Origin of the sequence: Anaeromyxobacter soli (assembly GCF_022808855.1) — a bacterium.
Taxonomy (GTDB): Bacteria; Myxococcota; Myxococcia; order Myxococcales; family Anaeromyxobacteraceae; genus Anaeromyxobacter; species Anaeromyxobacter soli.
In genome coordinates, this window is sequence record NZ_JAKZLF010000031.1 from 1 (window position 1) to 21,737 (window position 21,737).

A 21,737-nucleotide genomic window follows, 5' to 3' on the forward strand; every position below is an offset into this window, starting at 1 on the left:
AGGGCAGGTCGCCGGCTCACGACGCCACCTCGGCGGCGGCCTGATTATGGGGACGAACCGCCGCCGGGATCTCACGCCTGCGCGCGATCGCGGAGGCCGCTGCGCATAACGCCGGAGTCCGCATAACGGAACTTGGGTGGTTATGCACGAAGACGATGCCGTGCGCCGCCTCGCGGACCGCCGTCCGGAACACGTCGCGCGGGTTCACCGGACACTGGGTGAGCGACCCCTTCGCGACACGCTCCGTCCGGAGGAGCCTTCCGCGCACGTCGAGCAGGACCACGTGGAACTCCTCCACTGGCGCATGCGCGAGCGGGCGCATGAGCTCGTAAACGCTCTGGGGATCGAGGCACCGTTCCCCACGCCGCGGCGGCGCCCACGCGCCGCGTCGGCCGAGCTCGAACGCCGCGGCGAGCGCCACCGCCCGCGACTCTGCGAGCCCGAGGCGCCGAAGCTCGCCGACGCTGACCCAGGCGAGTTGCCGCACGCTCACGGCGGACAGGGTTCCCGCGCCGCATAGCGTGAGCAGGTCCGCGTCCGACAGGGCCCCGGGCCCGTCCATCAGCAACCGCTCCCTGACCTCGTTCTTGGCCATCCCGTTCTCCTCGGAGCCGGGCCTCTGACCGCGCCCGCTCACTCACCCCCGAGGCAGGGCGCACGCCCCGCTCTGCGCGTGGCAGCAGGACTTGGCCGCGGCGCTCATCGGCGTGCTCCGCGGCGGGAGCGACGATGGCGGGGCGTGTGCCCGGGCGAGGGCCGTGACGGACGCGGGGCGCCCAGCTTCACCGGGCGGCCCGTGGCTGGCGCGGTCCTCGCTTAGGAAGCGCGCGAAGCGCGCCCACGAAACCTCGCGCCGGCGGGGGCCGCCGGCGCACCGCGCTTGCTGCGGCGTCAGCCGCCTTTCCTCTTCTCGTCATGAGGGGGCACGGCGCCGTCCTGCGGCGTCGCGCGACCTCCTGCTCAGGCGCTCACGCCTGCGCCGCTGTCGCTTCGCGCCTGCGGATCGTCGGCGGCCGCGCGACGACCTTCGCGGGCGGCGGCGGGAGGTTCAGCGACGCGGGCACCGGGACCGGGGCTCCCTTCGGCCACCACCAGAGCTGCGCCACGGGATCCCAGCGCCACCCCGCCTGCTTCAGCTCGGTTCGGATGTTCGCCGGCGGCACCCGGTCGAACCGGAGGGCCGGCTGCCGCCCGCGGTGGCGGGTCTTCTCGACGTGCAGCTCCGGATTGGTCCGCTCCCGCTCCGCCTCCGCGACGAGCCGCAGCTCCAGGAGCGACGCTCCGCAGTAGGTGCAGCACTCCTCCTGCACGGTCTCGTCCGCTCCGTAGAGCGGCAGAATCGGCCGACCGTTGTAGTCGGTGTCGGAAGGCCCGAGCCCGGTCGTGGACCGGAGGCACGCGGGGCAGAACACCTCGTCGTTCGCGCTGTAACCGAGGATCGTGAAGGGCTTCATCGTGGCAGCTCCCTGTGTGTGGGGGCGGCACCGCGCCGCCTCGCCCAGGCATGGGCGGGGCGGTGCCGGCCCCGCGACGACGGGCGGCGGCGTTGCCGAAGCGGCGGGCGTGTCGCCGGGCGTGACGGCGAGCGCGCCTCTTGCGCTCGCTGGCGCGACCGGCGCTCCCGACGCCCGAGGCGCAGTTAGCCGCCGACCGGCGTCGCCCCCGGGAGCTGCCGCGGTGAAGCCCGGCGGCGGCGTGCGCGCTCGCGGTCGACCGCGGGCCCTCACGATCCCTTCGCGCGCTCCCCGGGCGCCCCCAAGGTGCCTGCAAGCCACACAGACGGGAACGGGGTCCCGTTGCTGAGCTTCCTGTGCAACTCGAGCGTGACGCTGGCGAGTCGCAGGATGTCCTCGGCGGCGATCTCTCGAGCGTTGGCGGCCGGCGGGCTCAGGACGCGACGCGCCAGGGTGAGCTGTTCCTCCAGGAGGCTTGTTGCGATTCGGCTCATGTCTCGGCTCCTCGTGCTGGACGCGGCACCGCGCCGCTCACGTGAGCGGCGGCGCGGTGCCGACAGCACGGGAGACCAACCGCGCCCCCCCCCCCGGGGGCGCCCGGCGCCACACGCCTCCGCGGGCTCGTCGTCCTCGAACGCGCTGTAGCGCGCGAGGTGCAGCTCCGGCGGGTGATAGTCCCCGCAGAGCTCGCAGTGAACGATCTCGAGCTGCAGCTCTCCGAACTCCTCCTCGATCTCGTGCTGGAGCGCCGGGTTCGTCGGGATGAGGCTGTCCATGTGATTGCGTCTCCCTGTAGTGGGCAGCACCGCGCCGCCTCGCCCGGGACGGGCGGCGCGGTGCAGCCCACGAGCGCGCGAGGGTTCGCCCTGGCCGTCGCTCCGCCCTGCCGGCCCGTGATAGCGAGGCTGTTCGCGAGCTGGCGCGGGCCGTGCCCGGCGGAGCGGCGGCGGCAGTAAGGCGAGCCCTCGCGCGCGCCTCGGAGACGCGGTGGCCAGCCGCCGCCACACCCACCGCTACGCCGCGAACAGGGCGGTCGCGCTCGCGTCGTCGACGGTGGACAGGTCGGTGACGGCGTGGACCTCGTCGCACCACGGCAGGAGCCACTCGCGCTCGACCCCGATCCCGAGCCCCAGGATCGTGACGCCGAGCGCCGCTGCGCTCTCGCGCAGCCTTCCTGCCTCGCTCGCGTCCGAGCCGCCGTCCGTGATGAGCACGATGTCGGCGTTCCGAAGCGCACCCGGGTGCGTACGGATGATCTCCAGCCCTCGGTCGATCGCGGCGGCGATCTCCGTCCCGCCGCCGCACGAGACGAACAGACCCTCCTCGGGCAACGCGTCCGCGGGGTTCACGACGGCCTCGAACTTCACGCGGCTGTCGAACCCGAGTAGCGCATATGTGCGGCGCTCCTGTTGCGCTTGGTCGAGGAGCGCCAGCGCGACGGCAGTAGCCCAGACATCCCGCGGCCCGTCCATGGAGCCGCTCTTGTCGAGCAGCACCACGAGCGGGCCCTTACCAAGGGACGCCGTGCCCTCGAGCCGGTACTGGAGCGCCTGGCGCTCGAGGACGGCGCGCATGAAGTCGAGCCGCAGGAGGCGGTGCGTGAGCTTCGCCAGCTCCACTGGCAGGGCGCGGCCGAGGTCCGCGCCCTGCTCGACGTCGGTGACCTCGTCGGCGCCGTGCTTCACGCGCTGGCGTCGCTTGCTCGCCGCGATGCGCTTGAAGCGCCCGGCGAGAGCCGCGATGCGCCGGAGGCGCTCGTCGAGCTTGAGCCGGGCCGCGAGCGGCCTCACAGCAGCGTGCTCATGCGGCGTGCCTTCGTGAGTCCCGGTGCCCGGCATGTGCCCGCCCTGGAACGCCACGTACGCGAGCCCGTCGATGGCGTCGCGCAGGTTCTCCACGACGCGCGCGGCGACCGCGCAGGCGGCCGCGAGCGGCCGCCGCAGCGGATCGTTGCCGACGACGCCCGGCGGAGCCGGCGGCACCGGCTCCTCCGGCGGGGGCAGGTTCAGCTCGCGGAGGAGCACCTCGACCGCGGCGGCGGACGCTGCGGCATCGCCGCGGCATTCCGCGGCGAGCCGCGCGAAGGCCGGCAGCTGGTCGCAAGTGGCGTGGACCCGCTCCGCCCACGCGCGGAGCGCGGGGTTCGTCCGGCTCGGCGGGATCCGCTCCCCCTCCCCCGTATAGAGCCGCTCGAAGAGCTCGTCCTCGAGCCGAAGCTGTGCGCTGTCGCGCTCGTTGGCGCGCGCGAGCTGACGGTGCTCGCGATGGAGCATCAGGTGCCATCGCGAAATGTCGAAGAGAAGTCGCTTCATGTCAGCCTCCGTTCGTGCCGTGCGGCCCGTCGCGGCCGCCCGGAAGGGCGGCGGCCGCGCACGGGCCGAACGCGTCAGCGGGCTCCGCCCAGGCCGAGGCCGGCGCTCACCGCCCGCGCGAGCTCGTAGTGGAGCTGCGCGATCTCCTGGTCGGCGTCGCCGAGCGCCTGCTTCGCACGTGGCCCGGCCCCGCTCGCGAGGTCCTTGAGCTTCACCTGCTGCGCCTTGAACTCCTCGAGCGCCTGCGCCGCCTGGGCGAGGTAGCTCTTCCGGTCCGTGTTGCGGAGCGCGGCGACGCGCGCGGCGGTCTCGCGGGCGGCGTCGAGGACCTCGGCCGCCTTCGCGCTCACCGGGTCCGCGAGCTGCCCGACGATGTGCGCGACCTTCGAGTACTCCTTCGGCTCACGCCAGAGCGCGTGCGTGAGGACGAGGAGGTCCTCCGGTGTGGTGGCCGCCTGGCCGGCGAGGTACGCGGTCGCCTGGACGACCTTGAGCGTCTTCTTCCAGCGCCGGTCGGACGCGACGATCCCCTCGGCGCGGCAGCTGTCCCGGATCGCAATGAGCGCCTGGACCGTCTCGTCCGTCACCTTCACTTGCGCCACGTCCGCCTGCGCCAGGCGAAGTTGCGCCATCGAAAGCGCTGCGGAGCACGCCGGCTCCGGGGCTAGCAGCACCGACCGGAAGCTGCTCGGGCGCAGGAGGTACTGGACGTCGAATCGGAGCAGGAACCGGTCGAAAAGCGCCTCCAGCTCCTTCCCGTCGGGCAGCTCGTTCGACGCGCCGAAGAGCGCGACGAGCGGCATCTGCGTCGGCGTCCCGTCATTGTGGAAGAGCCGCTCGTTCATCGCGGTGAGGAGCGAGTTCAGGATCGCCGAGTTCGCCTTGAAGACCTCGTCCACGAACGCGAACTCGGCCTCGGGGAGCTTCCCGGCGGTGACGCGCTGGTACCGGTCGTGCTCGAGCGCCTTCAGGCTGATCGGCCCGAACAGCTCCTCCGGCGTCGAGAACTTGGTGAGGAGCCGCTCGAAGTACGTCCCTCCGAACGCCTGCGCGATGGCGCGGACGAGCGCGCTCTTCGCGGTGCCCGGAGGGCCGAGCAGGAGGACGTGCTCGCCGGCGAGCACGGCCGCGAGCCCGCCGTCGATGGCGTCCCGGCGCTCGGGGAAGCGGGTCATAAGGTCGCTGCGGAGCTGCTGCAGATGCGTATGCGCGGTGGTCGTCATGGTCTTTCCTCGCGCGCCGATCAGGCGGCCTTCGTCTGGAGCATCCCCTCCACCTGGAGGGTCAGCTTGTTGAGCGCGGTCTCGAGGTCCTGGACCTGCACCTGCAGGACCGTGTGGTAGAGCCGGGCCTTCGCGCGGAGGCCCTCGAACGTCTCGAGCCGCCGCGCCAGCGTCGACGCGCGCTCCGGCGGATCCGAGAGGAAGCCCTCGATTTCGGCGCGGAGCGCCGTGATCTCCTCGTCGATGGACGCCCGCGCCGCGTCGCCGAGGGCGGCGGTCGCCTCGGGCGAGGCGTGGATGGGAACCACGTCGAGGCGGGAAGCGCCGATGTTCGACACCGCATCGCGCAGGCGACGGAGCGTGTCCGCGTACGGCGCCGGCACCCAGTAAACGCCGCCGTGATCGCGCAGCGTCACAGCGGCGCACGAATTGAGCGTCTTCACGAGCGCACGCCGGACGTCGTCCGGCGTGTGCGTGTTGAGCAGTCGGTCGTAGGCGGCGGACACCGCGACGACGAGATCGTGCCCGGGTCGGTCGGACGCGAGCTTCGCCGGCCGCGCACGGTCGAGCCGGATCCGCGCGGCCTGCGCGAGCGAGACGTTCCCGGCGCCGTCCCGGGTCTCGGCGACGACGGCGAAGACGATCTCGTCGTCGTCCTCCTTTCCGAGGCGGAGGAGGTGGTCGTGCTGCCCGACCTGCGCCTCGCGGACCGCGGTCCGGAGCGCCTTCTCGGGCGTCGGCGGCTCGGGCAGGAGGTTCGAGGCGAGCCCGGCGTTGCTCCAGACGGTCTCGAGAACGCTGCGCGTGATCCTCGCGTCGGCGAGGGTCCACCAGAGGAGATCGCCGACGTGCTTCCCGCCGGTGAGTGTGTAGGAACGGATGAGCTCTACGGACATGTTGGCCTCCCTGTTCGGAGTGAGGAGGCGGCACCGCGCCGCCCCGCTTGAGCCGGGCGGCGCGGTGACGACCTCGCACCGGGGCGGGCGCGCAGCTGGAGGTGAAAAACCCCCGGGGCGTGAGCCCCGGGGGGCGGTGAGCCCGACGCCACAGGGACGGCGGCGGGCTTTCCTGCGTCCTGGCGTGACCGCCCGGACGCCGTCAGTTGACGGACGTGGGCTTCTTCGGCTTCCGCGCGCCGCGCCCGGCACGGCGCTGCGCCACCTGCTCGGCGGTCGTCTTCTCCACGGCCGCGATGTCGATGCCGTAAGCGGCCGCGGCGGCGGTGAGCCGATCCGAGTACTTCGACGACCAGGCGAAGTACGCCCCGCGGCCGATCGCGAGCTCGAGGACGAGCGCGCGGAGCGCCGCACCCTGCAGACCGCTCGCGTGCGCGGAGAGCACCGCCTCGGGCGTCGCGCCCTTCTCCCGCTCGATCCCGCGCCGCTTCACCGCGTCCGCCACCGCGTCGTGGTAGCCGCCGTGGGTCATCGCGTCGAACACGAGAGTCGCGAACGTCGAATCATCGGCGGGCCGCGCCTCCGCGGCCGCGACAATCGCCGAGAGGATGTTCGCGATGGTCGCACGCCGCAGCTCCGCCGCCGCCCGCGCTGCGGCCGGATCGGGAGGTGGGCGGCTCGCCTCCGCACGCTCCTCGCCTGTCTCGCCCAGGTCGTCGGCGCCAGCATCGGCGGAATCGCCGGCGTCCTTACGCCGCACGAACTCTACCCCCGCCGCGGCGAGCGCGGCCACGCCGTCGGCCTTCGCGACGAGGGCGTGCGGCGTCCCGGTGGCGTCGGTCGCGAGCGTCGGGCTCGGGCAGACGTCGCCCAGGAGCAGCCGCCACGTCCGGCGCTCCGGGTCCTCGAAGCACGTAGCGTCGAGGTCCACGTACTTGCTGTTCCACGGGAGCTGCCGGCCGCCTTGGTAGAGCGCGTTCGACTGCTGCTCCGTAAGAACCGTACCGCCCTTCGCGCGGACCTCGCCTGCGAGCTTCTCGCCGTGCGCGGCGACCTTCTTGCGGAAGCACACGATGTCCGTGCAGGTGTCCGCGGCGGGCGCGTCCGTGAACAGGCCCGGCTGGTTCCCGCTTCGCTTCGGGCACTTGGCGCACGCCCCCGCCTCCGGGAGGAGCTTCGGGTCGTCCAGGCCGAACGGCGCGCGGTCGAGCCGCGTCAGGTAGCGCTGCTCCAGAAAGTGCGCGAGGTCGTTGGCGGGGAAGGGCTCGCCCTCCTCGGCGTCCTGGAACTCCTCGCGCACCTCCCGGAGCGCCTCGTCCTGCAGGGCCGACGGCACCGCGCGCGCCACCAGGAACGCGGTCGTGGTCGTGAGCTCGCCCTTCCAGAACGCCTCGCGCATCGAGGGCACCAGAGCTGTGAGCTTGAGCCGCGCGTACACGTACTGCGCCGACCGACCGACGAGCTTCGCGAGAGTGTCGGCGGTGTGGAGCGGCCGCCCGCGGCCATCCTTCATCGCGAGCAGCGCCTCGTACGCCTCCGCCTCTTCGAGCGGGTGCGGGTCCTCCCGGCACGCGTTCTCCACGATGCGGAGCTCGTGCGCCTCCTCGTCGGTGAGGTCCTCGACCGTGGCCGGGAGCTCCTTCAGTCCGACCTGTTTCGCGGCCCGGTACCGCCGCTCGCCGTAAACGATCTCGAACCGGGAGCCCTTCGGCCGGAGCTTGATCGGCTGCTGGACGCCGTGCTCGCGAACCGACGCGACCAGCTCGTCGATGTTCCGAGCGCTCCGGTTGAGCGGCGACGGGTCGATGTCGTCGATCGCTATGAGCCGCACGATCTGCGGCTCGGGGCTCGCCGGCCGCGGCTTGGGGCCGGCCTTCTTCTTGTTCGCAGTGGCACTCGCCTTCACGGGCGACCTCCTGTGGTGGGCGGCACCGCGCCGCCTCGTCCAGAGGGCGGCGCGGTGGCGCCCGCCGTCGCCTCACGCTGCGCGCCAGAGTTGGTTCTTGGGCTCGATCTCGACCGGGCCTGGCCAACGGTTCATTCCCGATTCCCCAGGCGGACCGCGCGCGATGCCGATGCCTCTGTCGGCGAGCCAGCGTGGTCCCGCCTCGGCGCCGCCCGCCGTCGATCGCCCACGCCGGTCCCTACCGGTCCTCAGGCGGACCGCGCGCGATGCCGACGCCTCTGTCGGCGAGCCGGCGCGGTCCCGCCTCGGCGGCTGCGCGCCGTCGATCGCCCGCCTCTTCCGCCCGTTTCCTCAGGCGGACCGCGCGCGATGCCGACGCCTCTGTCGGCGAGCCAGCGTGGTCCCGCCTCGGCGCCCCTCGCCTTCGATCGCCGGCCGGTTCTTGCCGGTCCTCAGGCGGACCGCGCGCGTCGCCGAGGCCTCTGTCGGCGCGCGGGCGTGGTCCCGCCTCGGCGCCGCTCGCCTTCGATCGCCGGCCGGTCCTTGCCGGTCATCAGGCGGACCGCGCACGGCGCCGACGCTTCTGTCGGCGAGCCGGCGTGGTCCCGCCTCGGCGCCGCTCGCCTTCGATCACCGGCCGTCCCTGCCGGTCCTCAGGCGGACCGCGCGCGGCGCCGACGCTTCTGTCGGCGAGCCAGCGGGAGCCGCCGGCGCAACGCGCTTGCTCCCGCGTCAGCCCCGTTCCTAGTTCTATCGTCGGGATGTCTCGACAGGCGTACGCGGCTGGCGCCTCTCTGTCCCGGACCACTTCCTGCCCGAGCCCGCGGCCGCGCCCTGCATGAGCCATACGATAAACTCGCGAGTCTTCCGGACGGTGCTCTTCACCTCGACGCCGAGGTCCTTCGTACCGCCCCGCGCCTTGAGCTCGTCGAGAAGGACGTTGAACCCGTCCTTGAGGAGCTGCGCGTCGCCGAGCCTGACCCGCGGCCTCGGAGCCGGCGCGCCCTGGCCCGCTTCGTCAGGCTTCTGTGCCGTCACCCTTGCGTGCACCCGCGGTTTCGCTGGCGCCGGAGCCGGAGTCCATTCTGCAGGGAGGGCGGACGTCAGAAACTCCCGCGCCTGCTCGAACGTCATGACGTGCAGCGGAAAGTCGGGCGGATTTGCGTCCTTGCCGCGCGCCGCCTGGAGCGCTTCGAGCACGTGTACGCGCCGCCATTCCGAGTGGACAAGGAAGAGCAGCTCCGGACGATATCCGTCCGGGAACGCCGAGCGGTACGCGGTCGTCCGGGCCTCCGGGCCGATGGGAGCGGCCACAAAGAGCCCGTAGCGGCGCGCCTTCATCGTCGTCGCCCCGGTATTCATGGTGCTCGAGGGCGAGATCGTGTGCGTGCCCCGCTCCGCCTCGATGAAGATCCGGCGTTTCGCGAGCGGTAGCTCCACGATGGCATCCGGGCGCAGCAGGTTCGTCTTGAACTCCGCGTCGTCGTCGAGCGTCCGGAACGCGATCGGGCGGTCCGTGTCGCACAGCCACCGGAACGGCAGATCCCCCGGACTGACCGGGGCCCCTCGCGCGGTCGCCATGGCGACGAAGAGGTCGTTCAACCAGAGGTCGTGCTGGAGACTCGCGACCACGGCCGGCGCCGTCGAGTACGCCCGGAGGTAGGGGAGGAGCGGGGCGACGGCGTTGAACCCGTCGTTCGTCAGCGACCAGGCGGCCACCTTCGCGCGTTCTTGCCGCGCGCCGAAGAAGAAGTCCTGTCGAACGTAGCCACCCCCGCCTGGAAGCGCAGCGGCGAGCATCGCGAGACGCCGGTAGACGATCGTGATGTGGCGGCCGGGGAACGAGAGCGCGATGAGCTGGTCCGCCCTGAGGCGCCGCGCGATCGCAAGGAACCCGAGCACGTCGTAATCGCGCGGCATCAGCGCAACCGCTTCGACGCGCTCGCGGACGTCCACGCGGCTCGCTCCTGCCGCGGAGCGTTCTACGTCGAACGAGTAGCGCACCGGAGGTCCGTCGGCCTTGAGCCGTCGACGCACTGCGGCGACGATCTCACCGTCTTCGGCCGGCGCGGCATCCGCGCCGAGCACGAGCGACACGGTGAAGCGGGCGCTCGCGCTTGCCGATTTCGGGACGGAAGCGACCGCCGCCCGAACGGCGAGCTCCGCGACCTCATCCACGCCAAGCATCTCCAGTCCCTCCCTCGCTTCCTCGGCCTTCAGTCAGATCGTCGTCCCCGGCTTCCACGAGACATCCATTCTCGAGTCCAGGCTCCTCTCGAGCTCACACCCGCCGCGCTCGCCATCGAGCGCCCGACGATTGTCACCGTCGCGTCCGTGCTCTTTTCGATCCACGCCACCACTACCAACCCCGCCACCCCGGCCCACCAACCACGTCACCACCACCAATCCCTAACCCCTTAACCCCTACCCCACCCTCATCCTCACCATCACTCTCCGTTTACCTACCTGCTCCCTGTCCTTGCCCCACCCCCCCCCTTTTTCTCCTCTCCAACTCAGGTCCCAGTTTCCCGACCCCTCTCCCCAGTGGTTGGGGGAGAGGGGTCGGGAAACTGAGACCCGCACCGTTACTCGATTCGCGCTCGCCAACTGGGTGGTGCAAGGACAGCCATTTCCGCGACTTAGACTGGCTCAGGGTGCCGAACAGGGCGCCGAATTGGGTGCCAATGTAGGTGTCTAACCGACATGGCACCCTATTCGGCACCAGCTGTCAAGGTTCCTACAGGGTGCCTAATAGGTGCCTACTGGCACTCTCGCTCCACCGATTGTCGACGGTCAAGACTGACGTCACCGGTGACGTCAACTCTGCGTGGACGCCGGCGTTCGGCTGAAGACCCATCGTGCGCAGCTCTAGAGCACGCGGGCCGGCGCGTCGAAGGCCGCGCCCGCCCACGACCAATCGGCCCGAGGCTGCCCACGCGCGACGATCCTACCCCGCGGCGCACAGACACCCATGGCGGAGCGCAAGTCAGTCTAGTGCGCTATTGAACAGCTTTATGGCCTCTCTGATTGAAGAACTTCAGCGCGAAGCGCTGGACCCGAAGGCGTCGATCCCGGACCTGCTTCGGAAGGCGAAGGCGGTGGCGATGAAGCTGAAGGTGAGCGACGCCGCGGAATGGATCGAGCACGAGCTCAGCGGGTATCCCGCGGGCGCCGAGATCCCCAGCTACCGCGAGATCTCCGGGAAGCCGAGGTACTTCAACCCGTACCACGGGTGGGTGCCCCTCATCTTTGGAGATCCGGAGACGCAGGAGAAGGCGTCGAAGCGAAAGACGCGGCAGCCGATCAGCGAGATCATGGACATCTTGGCCCGGAGCGAGAAGGGCGGAGGCGCGATGTTCTCGTACCCGGCGGCCGTCGTGGCGGACCTCGGGAAGCACTTCGACCTGGAGGTCCCCGATGCTGGCATGGAAGTGAGCCTGCCCTCACTCGCGGGAATTCTCGACGAGGTGCGGACGCGGATTCTCGATTGGGCGATGAAGCTGGAGGCTGTCGGCGTTCGCGGGGACGGCATGTCCTTCTCGACGAAGGATCAGGAGAAGGCGGCTGGGGTCCACATCAACATCGGCTCCATCGGTTCGATGGTGGGCGCGATCGGTCCGATCGCCGCGGGGGCCACGGTGAACGTCACGGGCCAGGTGACGCAAGGCCAGATCGAGTTGCTCCTTTCTCTTGCGCGGCAGGTGCAGGCGCTCTCGGACAGGATGGACCTGTCCGTCGAGGCCGCGAAGGAGATGGTCGAGGCGGCCCGCGCGCTGGAAGAGGAAGCGAAGCGTTCACCGCCCGATGCGGGCAGGATCCGCTTGCTGCTGAACGGGATGAAGGGCGTCGCCTCCAACGCCCTCGGAAATCTCGTGAGCAGTGGGGTGCTGGAGATGATCCAGCGGATCAGTCTGTAAGCGATGCAGTGGTTTGTGTGCCGCGGAGAGAGCGATGCACGTCAGGGATGATCCGCGGCTCATGCGATTCCGCGACGGCTTCTGGTTCTCGCGCGAGATCCTTCAGCGCGAGCACGCGGAGCTAGAGACGCTTCGGCTGCAGCTGTATCCCAACTCGATGGGCGGTGCGGTCCATGCCGTCGCCACGGCTTGGCAGATCGTGGACGTAGTGCATCGCGTCCGGGACCTCGCCGAGGGGATGCCGGGCGTGAACAAGAAGGCCGGGTCCTGCACTCGCGCGTTCCTCGACGCGACGGCGATCGCGGAGCGGTTCAGGCATTACGTTCAGCACCTTCGCGGAGAGGTATCGAAGACCGAGGTCAACCGATTCCCGGTGTGGGGCTCGCTGAGCTGGGTCAGCGCGTCGGACGATCGGACGCTGCACACGACCTTCCTTGGAGTGATGCGTCCCGGCATCGAATTCCACGCCGGCGTGTTCGACGCACAGGGAAATCGCTGGGTGAGCCGAGTGTCACTCTCGATCGGTCACGTCCATTTCAACGTGGACCCGATCGTCGGCGAAACGACGGCATTTTGTGATCACATGCTGAGCGTCATCGACGAGTTGCAGCCTGGGTTGCCGTGCTTGGGAGTGCTGGAACCCTTCTCGACGCGATTCGAGATAGTCGACGGAGACTACCTAGAGGCGAAGCGAGCCCTCCCACGCGCCCTCCCGAGGGAGATGGTCGAAGCCTTCGAGAAGCGCGCCACGACGGCCGGAACGACGCCCGGCGAACTACTGGACGAGGAGATGGAAGTGTGGCGAGCCGCGGGGACTCCAAGGGGCGATGTTCCACAGTCGGTCCATACCGCGTGCGCCGAACTGCCCCCGGGCACGTCCACTCTCGTTCGGATGGCTTACCACGCCGTCGCGTGGTCGCTCCGTGCGGACGCGGACGCGGCACAGTCCGAAGCCGCTGGACCGACGAGCGACGGTGATCACTAGCGGGCTGCCGCGCCCGCGATTCTACCGGCCCGGGCGGACACTCCGTGGGAGGCGGCGCGTACACCTAGAACGAGCGCGCCGACTGTCGGACGCAGCGTGCATGATGCCGCCGTGCGACGCTGGAGTTCGCTCTACTGGAACGTGAGATTGTGGCTGATGAGGCGGTCTTGGTCGCTCATCTCGGCCATGGCGCTGCTGGCCGCGATGCTCGCCTTCGTTATCCTGTTCAACGAGCCGTCTTGGCTCACCGGGCTCAACCTTGCGGCCGAACCGGATGGGTGAACGGTGTACTCGGCGAGCTGCTCGGGCTCGAGGACATCCTCGTAGGCGGGCGCGGTCACCTTCACCACGTACGACGTCTCGATCTCAGTCACCCGCTTCAGGGCTTCCCTTTGTGACGGACAGGCTCGAGCCTCGGCGAGGTCGTCGGCGGCTTGCTCTTCCTGCTCATCGGAGCTCACCTCGGGAGGAGGGTCGAGACCATCAAACTCGTCGGCCGACGCGCTGAGTTCCATCTCGTGCGCGATGCGGCCTGAGCGGTCCTGCTCACCCCTCCGTGCGACTCTGAACGAGCGCGGCCTCGGCTTTGTTTGCCGAGGCCGCGTCGAACCGTCAACCCGTGTGAATGGCTGGGTGCTACTCCGAGATGTCGAACTCCGCGAGAAGGCGCCGCAGGCATCCCACGAGCTCTTCGCGCGTCGCGGAGTCGAGCGCACCATTGCGCGCCTGTGCGAGATCGATCACGAAGGTCTGGTCCGACAGCTCGAAGACTGGAGCCACGGCGCCAGCGGCTCCCTCCGCTCCGCCTTTCGCGCCATCGCTCCCTCGGGCCAGCTCGGGAGACGCTGCCGCTTCACCTTCGGGCCGCGCGAGAGCACTAACGTACCCTTGGAGCTTCTTCGCTGACCAGTCGTCTGCGAGGACGCGCGAGATGAGCTTCTCGAGCTTGACGAGCGCCTTCTCCTTCCCCTCCGTGTTGTCGCCTCGCACGTAGTGGCGGTACGCGCGGATGATGTCGAGCGCGTGTCGACTCGAGAGAATCCGCCGCTCACCATCCACGACGACTCCCTTGACCATCGCCGTCTTCACCACGGCCGGCGCTTCGTGAATCTCGACGAGGCGCTGGACCTTCCGGAGCGGCCAGTGAAGCTGCTCGGCCATTCCCTTGCTGTCGCGCCCGTCCTCCTCCATCGTCTGCGCGACGATTCGCGCGAGCTCGACGGTGTTGAGGTCCGCCCGCATCACGTTCTCGTAGAGCTGCCGGCGCCGAACGTGCTTGGGCTCGCGGTTGATGAGCGCGGGAACGGTTGCGAGCCCCGCGAGCTGTGCCGCCCGCCAGCGCCGCTCGCCCCAGATGATGACGAAGTGCCCGTCCTGGCTCGCGTCCGGCCGCAGCTCGAGCGGCTCGATGATCCCCTCCTGCCGGATGCTGGCCGCGAGCTCCTCGAGACGTCCCTTGTCGAACTCTTCGCGCGCCTGAGACTCGTCGCGGCGAACAAGCTCGATGGGGACCTCGAATATCTCCTTCCCCGTTCCGCCGAAGATCTGATTCAGCGACAGCCGCGGTTTGGGCGTCGCTGTCCCGGCGTCGGCCTGCGTTCCGCGATCCGTGAGCTGCGCCGCGGACACTCGAGCGACCTCAGACATGGATCGCCTCCGTCCGAGCAAGGAACTCGTGCACGAAGACCCGATACGCCTCGGGTCCCTTCGAGTCTTTGAATCGCGCATCGAACAGAGATGCGGCCTCGGCCATCGAGCGCGCGATCGCGACGGCGCGCGGGATGCGCGTCTCGTACAGGGCGCCGCGGCACTTGTCCTCCACGAAGGCAAGCGCTTCCTCCGACTCCTTGTCGCTGGTCCAGAACGTTGGCAGGTACCGGATGAGCGGTCGCGCCTGCCCGTCGAACACCTCCTCCAGGATCGTGCTGAGCTCCACGATGCAGCTCGCCGCGAATCGCGTGAGTTGGACGGGCGCGATGATGTGCTCGCACGCGACCAGCGTGTTAGCCATCACCGCCCCGCCACCCGGTCGGCAGTCGCAGAGGATGAACTCGTAGCGGGCCTCCACCTTGTCGAGGGCGCGCCGCAGCTTCACGGGGCCGCTCACCATCGTCTCTTTCCCAAGCCGCATCTCCGTGAGCACCGGGTCTGGGTCGGCCGGCACGAGGTCGAGGTACTCGTCGATTTTCACCGGCGCGAACTCGCGCTCCGGGTGCAGCATCAACTCTCGCGACGTGTAGCTAACGCGCAGCTTGTCGACCCCGAGCACCAGGCTCAGGTCGGCCATCTGCGGATCCAGGTCGACTACCAACGTGCGCTTCTTGTGCTCGCGAAGACCCCACGCGAGCGCCGCTGCCGTCGCTGTCTTACCGACGCCGCCCTTCGGCATCACGACCGCTGCCCTCACTGCCCTTCGCTGCTCAGCCATCCCCGCACCTCCATGTAGGCTATGCACCTACATGTCAGCGTACAGGACGCTACATGGATGTCAACACGCATCTACGTGGTTCTCGGGCAGCCGCTGCTGAGCGCTGCTCGTCGACGTCACCGGTGACGTCGCGCTCGTTGCCACGGTGTCCCGCCGACTGGCTTGGCATCCTAACTGGCCACGGCTGTGAGACGCGGGGGGCTCAGCCCTGGTCAGAGCCGACGACGAGCAGCGCCACCCCCTCCGCCCGCAGTAGGCTACGCTTGCTGCTCGCGCCACGGCAGGGAGCCGCCAGCACGGCGCAGTGGTATGCGGCGCCGGTCCGTCACTCAAACCACCGCGAAAAGAGAATGGCTACACGTCCTCAGCAGCCCAAGGATCCGCTTCTCGCAAACGCGATCGAGGCCATCGAGAACGGGATCGAAGATTTCACAGAAGGTCGACCACAGCGCGTGTCTTCGGCGCTTCGGAACCTCTGTGCCGGCGTGCTGCTTCTGCTGAAGGAGAAGCTCCGCCAACTCTCGCCGCCCGGAACCGATGGTGCGCTGATCTTCAAGAAGTTAGTTCCGAAGCCCGTGGGCGGAGCGGTTGTGTTCGTCGGGAAGGGCAAGTCGACCGTCGACCTGGAAGATATCAGGGAGCGGCTCGAGCCCCTGGGATTCAACGTCGAATGGCAACGAATCTTCCGGTTGCGAGACCTGCGGAACGATGTGGAGCACCATCGATCCGTGCATCCCCACACAACGATGCAGGAGGCGATCGCGAACACGTTCGTGGTTGTTGTGAGGATTCTGGAGCAGCTTGGGCTTGAGCCAGCCCACGAGCTCTCTGAGAAAACATGGGCGGAGATGCTGGCCCAAGCCGAGACCTTCAAGGCACTGGAAGACGAGTGTCGAAAGTCCATCGACCGCGTGATCGGTGTACCTGACGAGGCACAGGAAACGCTCAGGGTCTGGCGATGCTGTCCGGAATGCAGTTCGGAGTTGATACAGGCGATCGGAACCGAGTACGCCGACCTAGCCTTTGTCTGCCGAGCCTGCGGCGCTCGGTCGGAGCTCCCAGGCGTCTTGGAGAAGGCCCTTGAGGGCGAGTATGCGGGCGACGCGTACGAGGCGGCCAAGGATGGCGACGAGCCGCCGCTGGCAGTGTGCCCCAACTGCTGCTCCGAGACCTTTGTGGTCGCCTCGGACGTCTGCCTGGTGTGCGGCGAGGGACGCAGCTACGAGAACTGCAACTTGTGCGGGAATTCGTTGTCCGTCGAGGAGCAAGACTTCGATGGACTGTGTTCCTACTGCCACCATCGGATGACGAAGGACGACTGATGTGCGCGAGGCCCCTGCGACGATTCAGTCGAGGAGTACGCCGCCCATGACTTTCGAGGCTTCGCTCGCTCTCCTGAGGGAACGCGCCCCTTCCACCGCTCTCAATGGCTGGCGACTCCTTCGCGTAATCAACCGACCGTTCGGTCATCCGGGCGAGTTCGTACCCAGTCGCGATCCGCGCCAGCTCACGGCGCTCATATACATCCGGACAGGCCGGAGTCCTCGAGACACGCTGTTCACTCTATGTCACGAGCTGGGTCACTTCTGGTCGCATTCAACCGGGCGACGTGACGCCACGTATATGCGAGCAGTAGTCGAGTTCACGAAGTGGCAGAGTTCGCTCGCGTCAGATATCCGGAACTCGCCGGAGGTCCTGGCAACTTCACGTGAGTCGGCCACCTACGCACCGGCGTACGACAACGCGCTCAAGAGTGCGTTGTCGCGGCGGCCGAACCCCCTCTCCGAAGCGGAGAGACACGCGATCGTTTCTGAGGAACTTCGCGCGTGGTGCTTCGGCTATCAAATTGTGGAAGCGCTGAAGGTGCCCACAGGAGAGGCGTTTGAAGCCGAGGTGAACTCCTCTGTGGCGAATTACTGCGAACGCGCACAAGTCGCGGCCATCGTGTGGGAAGCGAAGGGATGCGCCGAGGACCTGACGGTCGCCGACAGGGACTTCATCGCCAGCCTGACGAGGCCGGCCAGTTGACGGGAGCTTCCATGCGAGTCCAGGGCTGGCCAAGGAGCCTGGATCTGGCGCCGAGGACGCCGACGCGGCGGACACGGGCAGATCCAGCTGAAGAGCCGGTCGCGGTGGTGCCGCTCGCGGCCAGAAGATCCACATCGATCTCGCGCGGCGGACGATGCCCTGACACTCCGCGACGAACACGAAGTCGATGAACCCAAGGCAGCACGGTTCATGATTCCTTGGGTCGAGCTGGAGGCAGAGGCGGTCCTTGTCGACCCGCTCGTATGGCGCCCACGGCAGGAAGGCGGGCTTCGCAGCCTGAACTGCGACCACCTCCGCGCGTAGGGTTCGAGCACCGCTGGCGCTGGTGCGTTGCTGTTCCTTCACCATCAGCTCGAAAGCGTAAGCAAGCCCGAAGCCCTGCTCCGCGATGGATCAGCGGGCCGTTAACGACGCTCGCTCGCGGGGCTTGCGCGCGATGACGAGCTTGAGCGGACGAACCCACTTCCCGTTCTTCCAGACACCGCGGTCCGTCCGGCTGTGTCGTCTGGTATTAGTCGAAGAGCTCCCGGCCACCGAGTCGGCATGAGCTTCCTAGTCCTGGGCGGCCCGCCCGGTGGGCCGATGCCGCCGCTCGACGGCTACCGAATGGCCCGGCACGTGAAGGCCAACGCGCAAGGAGTGAAGACCCTTCGTAGAGCGACTCGACAGATTCCCCGCTCTGCTTTTGCACCCGTTCCGGACATCGCCAGCCTCTCGGACTGGCTCTTCGGGCCGCCCCAAGGGACGACGCGATGACCGCACCGACCGCCACTTCGCGCACATCGATATTCTGGTGTCCGCTCCTCGAGTAACGTGCTCGCATGGGCACGTTCCGCCGCTCCAGGCTCGCGCCTGGGATCTACGACGAGGTCATCACCGGTGCAGTCGAGGCGCAGCTGCAGCAGCTGGACGGTTCCACCTTCGCGATCGAGCGTAAGCATATCGAGAAGTCCGCGGACGTGGCGCCGCCCCTTGCGGCGCTCCTCCGCGACGCGCTCGACCTCACACTGGACGAGCTCGGTGGTGAATCCGCGAAAGCGCTCAAGCTGGCCGAGGACGTCCTCGGGACCCTGGCCCGGCATGCGCCCCGCGTCTTCAAGCACGGCGAAGTTCAGCTTCGGCCGGAGCGGCTCCTTGGGATCGTTCCGAAGCCGGCCGCCCTGCCCTCCTTCCCGCGCGGGTCCCTGCACACTTCGAACCTCATCGTCAACGCCGAGGGCGAGTCGCTGCTGGACCACCTCCGAAGCGAGTTCGAGAGCGCTGACCGCATCGACCTACTGTGCGCATTTGTGAAGCTGAGCGGGTTCGAGAAGCTCCGCTCGGCTATCGAGCGCCACTGCATCTCCCGTGGGCGGCCACTTCGCGTTCTCACGACGACGTATATGGGCGCGTCGGATGCTCGGGCCATCGAGCGGTTCGCTGCGCTACCGAACTCGGCGATCCGGGTCTCCTACGACGACCAAACCACGCGCCTCCATGCGAAGGCCTGGGTGTTCCACCGGGAGAGCGGCGTCTCGACCGCGTACGTCGGCAGCTCGAACCTCTCCCACGCCGCGCAGACCGACGGCCTCGAGTGGAACGTCCGCGTCACCGAAGGCGACCAGCCGGTGCTGCTGGCTCAAATGGCGGAGACCTTCGAGCAGTACTGGGCTGACCAGGCGCTGTTCGAGCCCTTCGAAGCCGGGAAGGAGGCGCACCGGAAACGGCTCGCGCGAAGCCTCGCCGCCGCCGACCGAGATCCCGGACTCGACGCGCTGATCGAGCTCGAGGCCAAGCCGTTCCAGAAGCCCGTCCTCGAGGAGCTCGCCGCCGCGCGCGCCCTCGGACGTCGCCGTAACCTCCTGGTGGCCGCCACCGGTACGGGCAAGACCGTGATGGCCGCCCTCGACTACGTGGCGCTGCGCCAAGCGGGCACGGTCGACACGCTCCTGTTCGTCGCGCACCGCCGCGAGATCCTAGAGCAGGCCCGAGCGCTGTATCGCGCCGCTCTTCAGTCCTCGGAGTTCGGTGAGCTCCTGTACCAGGGGCAGGAGCCCACCATCGGCCATCACGTCTTCGCGTCCATCGACTCCCTCCGTGACGACCGGCTCGATCCGAAGCGGTTCGACATGATCGTCATCGACGAGGCGCACCACTCGCCGGCGTTTAAGTGGGAGTCGTTCCTGGCGAAGGTAGGCGACCGCGCCGAGGTCCTCGGCCTCACCGGGACTCCCGAGCGCGCCGACGGCCTCGACTACGACCATCTCTTCCCGCGGCCCTGGATCGGCAATCTCCGGATCTGGAACGCCATCCCGCAGGCCCTCGTGCCGTTCCGCTACTACATGCTCGAAGTTGAGGGCGTGGACCTCCGGGACGTGGGCTGGGTCGCTGGACGGTACGCATCCGACGAGCTCGCCGGAAAGCTCATCGGGGCCGCCGAGCTGTTCGTGCACCGCGCCGTAAAGGCGGTCGCCGAGTACGTCGCTCGCCCGGAGCAGCTTCGGGCGATCGCCTTCTGCGCCAGCATCCGGCACGCCGAGATCGTCGCGGAACAGTTCGCAAGACGAGGCTTCCGCGCACAGGTGCTCACAGGCGAGACACCGGCGTTGGAACGGCGCCAGGCCAGGAGCGACCTCAACCTCGGCAAGATCCAGGTCCTCTGCGTCGTCGACATCTACAACGAGGGGGTCGACGTCCCGAACGTCAACACGCTCTTCTTCTTCCGTCCGACGGAGAGCTCGACGGTGTTCCTGCAACAGCTCGGCCGCGGGCTCCGCCTCGCGCGCAACAAGGCCGAGCTCGTCGTCTTCGATCTGACCGGTCGCCAGCATGACGGATTCCGCTTCGATCAGCGCTTCCGCCGCATGCTCGGGAAGACACCGCGGGAACTTCGCGAGGGTCTTGAGCGCGGGTTTGCAAAGCTCCCGGCGGGCTGTCACCTCCACCTCGACGAGATCGCGCGCACCCACGTCCTTGAGCAGCTCGAGCGATCCATTCCGGACACCATCGATGAGCTCCGGGCGCTCCTTCGCGAGCCGGCGCACTCGGGGCTTTCCCTCGACGATTTCGTTCTCGAGACCGAGGTCGGCCTGGACGTCATATACAGGCAGAAGCGCTCCTGGACCGAGCTGCGCCGTAGCGTCGGGCTGGAGGACCGCCCGCTCGCGGCAGGTGAAGGTGAGGCGCTCGAGAACATCTGCAAGCTGACCCACGTCGGCGACGGGCTCCGGCTGGAGACGTGGAAGAAGATCCTCCGCCTCGAGCGACCGCAGGTTGCGCTCGAGGAGCGCGCGCAGAATATGCTGTTCGCGGTCCTATACGGGCGGGAGCTAGCCGCAAACAGGAACGACGCCTGGAACGCGTGGACCCGTCACGAACTCCTCCGCGAAGAAGTCGCGGCGCTAATCCCGGTCCTCGCCCGCGAGAACGCGGTGCTCGCGCCTGATCTCCGCCTCGAGCCGGCGAACCCGCTCGTCCTGCACGCCCGCTACCTCGGCGTCGAGCTCAGCGCCGCGTTCGAGCGTCGCACCGAGGCCGGCACGTTTCGGGACTTCTACACCGGCGTCGAGCCGGTGGCGGACGGCCGTTTCGACATGCTCCTAGTCACTCTCGAGAAGAGCGCCGCGCAGAAGGAGCACCTCCGCTACCGGGATTTCCCGCTCTCCGACCGGCGTTTCCACTGGCAATCGAAGGCGGGTACGACCCAGGCGTCGAAACAGGGACGCCGCCACCTGAGTCCGCAGAGCGAGGGATGCACGCCCTTGCTGTTCGTCCGCGAGCGTGCAGACGCCCGACCCGGCGTGACGATGGCCTTCCGTTATCTCGGCCCGGTCCAGCCGGTACGTGTAGAGGGTGAGAGGCCGATCACCATCGAGTGGGACCTGGCGAATCCCATGCCGCCGGAGCTCGTCCGGGTGGGACGCATTGCGTCTTGAGCCGGAAACTGTGGACCGTCACACCGATCGCCCGGCTCCACAGACCCCTATTCTACTGGCAGTAGACCATCTTTCCGCCAATAAGCACGATCCGATGATTACCGGCCTCATACGTCTCATCACCAGTCTGCCGCACCGGCCCGTGTCTCCGTAGTCTCCGAAGCCGCTCGTCAGTTGTGATTCCGACAGCGAAGGGATCGTCATCCTCGGACAGTTGGCCCCCGCGCTTCGCGCCGCGCGTAGGCGTTTGCTGGGAAGACTGATGAAACGACTGTCCGTGCTAGTCACGGACCGACGACTCTCTCGCCGTGACTTCCACTACCGTGGGAGTAACGGTCGCGAGTCCTCGGTCGCGAACGCTCTCTAAGTCCCCGCCTCCGGCTGTGGTTCTTGCAAGAAGCAGACTTCTCATCTCGTTTTCAAGGCAACTACTCACGCGACACCATCGCCGTCGGCACATGCTCGAGGGCGTCCCTTGCACTCGATGGAGGCAGCGGTCGGCCCCGTGATCGAGGTATTCCTGTAGTTGGGGCGGCCGGGACACCCAGCGCAGCGTCAGTCCCCTACTGTATCCTTGCGGCACTGGGGAGGGTGCTCGCCGTGTCCCATGAAGCGACCGACGCCGGAACTCCCAGCCGCCCGGAACATCTCGT

Annotated in this window: 16 protein-coding genes and 1 pseudogene; 6 read left to right on the forward strand and 11 right to left on the reverse strand. The window is 68.6% G+C overall.

What is annotated here, in order from left to right:
* Window positions 1–16 precede the first annotated feature (16 nt).
* From MLV88_RS18405 to MLV88_RS18440, 8 genes are all read right to left on the reverse strand, one after another.
* Window positions 17–595: a JAB domain-containing protein gene (locus tag MLV88_RS18405; protein ID WP_243338290.1), complete on the reverse strand. Its 579-nt coding sequence runs from the start codon at window positions 593–595 to the stop codon at window positions 17–19.
* A 373-nt stretch (window positions 596–968) separates the two neighbouring features.
* Window positions 969–1,454, reverse strand: coding sequence for a hypothetical protein (locus MLV88_RS18410; RefSeq protein ID WP_243338291.1), 486 nt, complete (start codon window positions 1,452–1,454; stop codon window positions 969–971).
* A gap of 269 nt (window positions 1,455–1,723) precedes the next feature.
* Window positions 1,724–2,230: a hypothetical protein gene (locus MLV88_RS18415; protein ID WP_243338294.1), complete on the reverse strand. Its 507-nt coding sequence runs from the start codon at window positions 2,228–2,230 to the stop codon at window positions 1,724–1,726.
* Window positions 2,231–2,467: 237 nt separating this feature from the next.
* Entirely contained in the window at window positions 2,468–3,766 is a 1,299-nt protein-coding gene (locus MLV88_RS18420; protein WP_243338295.1) for a vWA domain-containing protein, read from the reverse strand.
* 74 nt (window positions 3,767–3,840) lie between these two features.
* The gene (locus MLV88_RS18425) at window positions 3,841–4,989 is read right to left on the reverse strand and encodes an AAA family ATPase (protein WP_242343661.1); all 1,149 of its coding nucleotides are present in this window, start codon (window positions 4,987–4,989) and stop codon (window positions 3,841–3,843) included.
* A gap of 20 nt (window positions 4,990–5,009) precedes the next feature.
* Window positions 5,010–5,885: a DUF6744 family protein gene (locus tag MLV88_RS18430; RefSeq protein WP_242343662.1), complete on the reverse strand. Its 876-nt coding sequence runs from the start codon at window positions 5,883–5,885 to the stop codon at window positions 5,010–5,012.
* Between the two features lie 202 nt (window positions 5,886–6,087).
* On the reverse strand, window positions 6,088–7,791 hold the full coding sequence (locus tag MLV88_RS18435; protein ID WP_243338298.1) for a ParB/RepB/Spo0J family partition protein: 1,704 nt from the start codon (window positions 7,789–7,791) through the stop codon (window positions 6,088–6,090).
* 750 nt (window positions 7,792–8,541) lie between these two features.
* Window positions 8,542–9,969, reverse strand: coding sequence for a replication-relaxation family protein (locus MLV88_RS18440; protein WP_243338300.1), 1,428 nt, complete (start codon window positions 9,967–9,969; stop codon window positions 8,542–8,544).
* An 836-nt stretch (window positions 9,970–10,805) separates the two neighbouring features.
* On the opposite strand from MLV88_RS18440, the gene MLV88_RS18445 reads away from it, so the two are divergent.
* Together MLV88_RS18445 and MLV88_RS18450 are read left to right on the forward strand one after the other, a co-directional pair.
* On the forward strand, window positions 10,806–11,708 hold the full coding sequence (locus tag MLV88_RS18445; RefSeq protein WP_242343667.1) for an AbiTii domain-containing protein: 903 nt from the start codon (window positions 10,806–10,808) through the stop codon (window positions 11,706–11,708).
* A gap of 61 nt (window positions 11,709–11,769) precedes the next feature.
* A complete protein-coding gene (locus MLV88_RS18450; RefSeq protein ID WP_243338302.1) occupies window positions 11,770–12,693 on the forward strand; it encodes a hypothetical protein in 924 nt (307 codons plus the stop codon).
* Window positions 12,694–12,824: 131 nt separating this feature from the next.
* Here the strand turns inward: MLV88_RS18450 and MLV88_RS18455 are convergent, their stop codons facing one another.
* The 3 genes from MLV88_RS18455 to MLV88_RS18465 form a co-directional block, all read right to left on the reverse strand.
* The gene (locus tag MLV88_RS18455; RefSeq protein ID WP_243338303.1) at window positions 12,825–13,208 is read right to left on the reverse strand and encodes a hypothetical protein; all 384 of its coding nucleotides are present in this window, start codon (window positions 13,206–13,208) and stop codon (window positions 12,825–12,827) included.
* A gap of 121 nt (window positions 13,209–13,329) precedes the next feature.
* On the reverse strand, window positions 13,330–14,421 hold the full coding sequence (locus tag MLV88_RS18460) for a ParB/RepB/Spo0J family partition protein (protein WP_243338305.1): 1,092 nt from the start codon (window positions 14,419–14,421) through the stop codon (window positions 13,330–13,332).
* Window positions 14,333–15,082 carry a ParA family protein gene (locus tag MLV88_RS18465; RefSeq protein ID WP_243338358.1) on the reverse strand — a complete coding sequence of 250 codons (750 nt, stop codon included), beginning with the start codon at window positions 15,080–15,082 and terminating at the stop codon, window positions 14,333–14,335. Before MLV88_RS18465 ends, MLV88_RS18460 begins: the two co-directional genes overlap by 89 nt.
* Before the next feature lie 302 nt (window positions 15,083–15,384).
* Between MLV88_RS18465 and MLV88_RS18470 the strand changes: the two genes are divergently transcribed.
* From MLV88_RS18470 to MLV88_RS18480, 4 genes and pseudogenes are all read left to right on the forward strand, one after another.
* Window positions 15,385–16,443, forward strand: a complete 1,059-nt coding sequence (locus MLV88_RS18470; RefSeq protein WP_243338307.1) for a hypothetical protein — start codon at window positions 15,385–15,387, stop codon at window positions 16,441–16,443.
* A 46-nt stretch (window positions 16,444–16,489) separates the two neighbouring features.
* Window positions 16,490–16,732 (forward strand): annotated as a pseudogene (locus tag MLV88_RS24835) (ImmA/IrrE family metallo-endopeptidase); the annotation flags it as partial.
* A 12-nt stretch (window positions 16,733–16,744) separates the two neighbouring features.
* Window positions 16,745–17,149, forward strand: a complete 405-nt coding sequence (locus MLV88_RS18475) for a hypothetical protein (RefSeq protein WP_242344106.1) — start codon at window positions 16,745–16,747, stop codon at window positions 17,147–17,149.
* A gap of 842 nt (window positions 17,150–17,991) precedes the next feature.
* The gene (locus tag MLV88_RS18480) at window positions 17,992–21,084 is read left to right on the forward strand and encodes a DUF3427 domain-containing protein (RefSeq protein WP_243338309.1); all 3,093 of its coding nucleotides are present in this window, start codon (window positions 17,992–17,994) and stop codon (window positions 21,082–21,084) included.
* Window positions 21,085–21,737: the final 653 nt, after the last annotated feature.

What these genes read in the sequence shown, in the direction of transcription:
- MLV88_RS18405 (WP_243338290.1), bottom strand. Translation starts at nt 595, where the DNA reads ATGGCCAAGAACGAGGTCAGGGAGCGGTTGCTGATGGACGGGCCCGGG.
- MLV88_RS18410 (WP_243338291.1), bottom strand. Translation starts at nt 1,454, where the DNA reads ATGAAGCCCTTCACGATCCTCGGTTACAGCGCGAACGACGAGGTGTTC.
- MLV88_RS18415 (WP_243338294.1), bottom strand. Translation starts at nt 2,230, where the DNA reads ATGGACAGCCTCATCCCGACGAACCCGGCGCTCCAGCACGAGATCGAG.
- MLV88_RS18420 (WP_243338295.1), bottom strand. Translation starts at nt 3,766, where the DNA reads ATGAAGCGACTTCTCTTCGACATTTCGCGATGGCACCTGATGCTCCAT.
- MLV88_RS18425 (WP_242343661.1), bottom strand. Translation starts at nt 4,989, where the DNA reads ATGACGACCACCGCGCATACGCATCTGCAGCAGCTCCGCAGCGACCTT.
- MLV88_RS18430 (WP_242343662.1), bottom strand. Translation starts at nt 5,885, where the DNA reads ATGTCCGTAGAGCTCATCCGTTCCTACACACTCACCGGCGGGAAGCAC.
- MLV88_RS18445 (WP_242343667.1), top strand. Translation starts at nt 10,806, where the DNA reads ATGGCCTCTCTGATTGAAGAACTTCAGCGCGAAGCGCTGGACCCGAAG.
- MLV88_RS18450 (WP_243338302.1), top strand. Translation starts at nt 11,770, where the DNA reads ATGCGATTCCGCGACGGCTTCTGGTTCTCGCGCGAGATCCTTCAGCGC.
- MLV88_RS18455 (WP_243338303.1), bottom strand. Translation starts at nt 13,208, where the DNA reads ATGGAACTCAGCGCGTCGGCCGACGAGTTTGATGGTCTCGACCCTCCT.
- MLV88_RS18460 (WP_243338305.1), bottom strand. Translation starts at nt 14,421, where the DNA reads ATGCGCGATTCAAAGACTCGAAGGGACCCGAGGCGTATCGGGTCTTCG.
- MLV88_RS18465 (WP_243338358.1), bottom strand. Translation starts at nt 15,082, where the DNA reads ATGCCGAAGGGCGGCGTCGGTAAGACAGCGACGGCAGCGGCGCTCGCG.
- MLV88_RS18475 (WP_242344106.1), top strand. Translation starts at nt 16,745, where the DNA reads ATGCGAGCAGTAGTCGAGTTCACGAAGTGGCAGAGTTCGCTCGCGTCA.
- MLV88_RS18480 (WP_243338309.1), top strand. Translation starts at nt 17,992, where the DNA reads ATGGGCACGTTCCGCCGCTCCAGGCTCGCGCCTGGGATCTACGACGAG.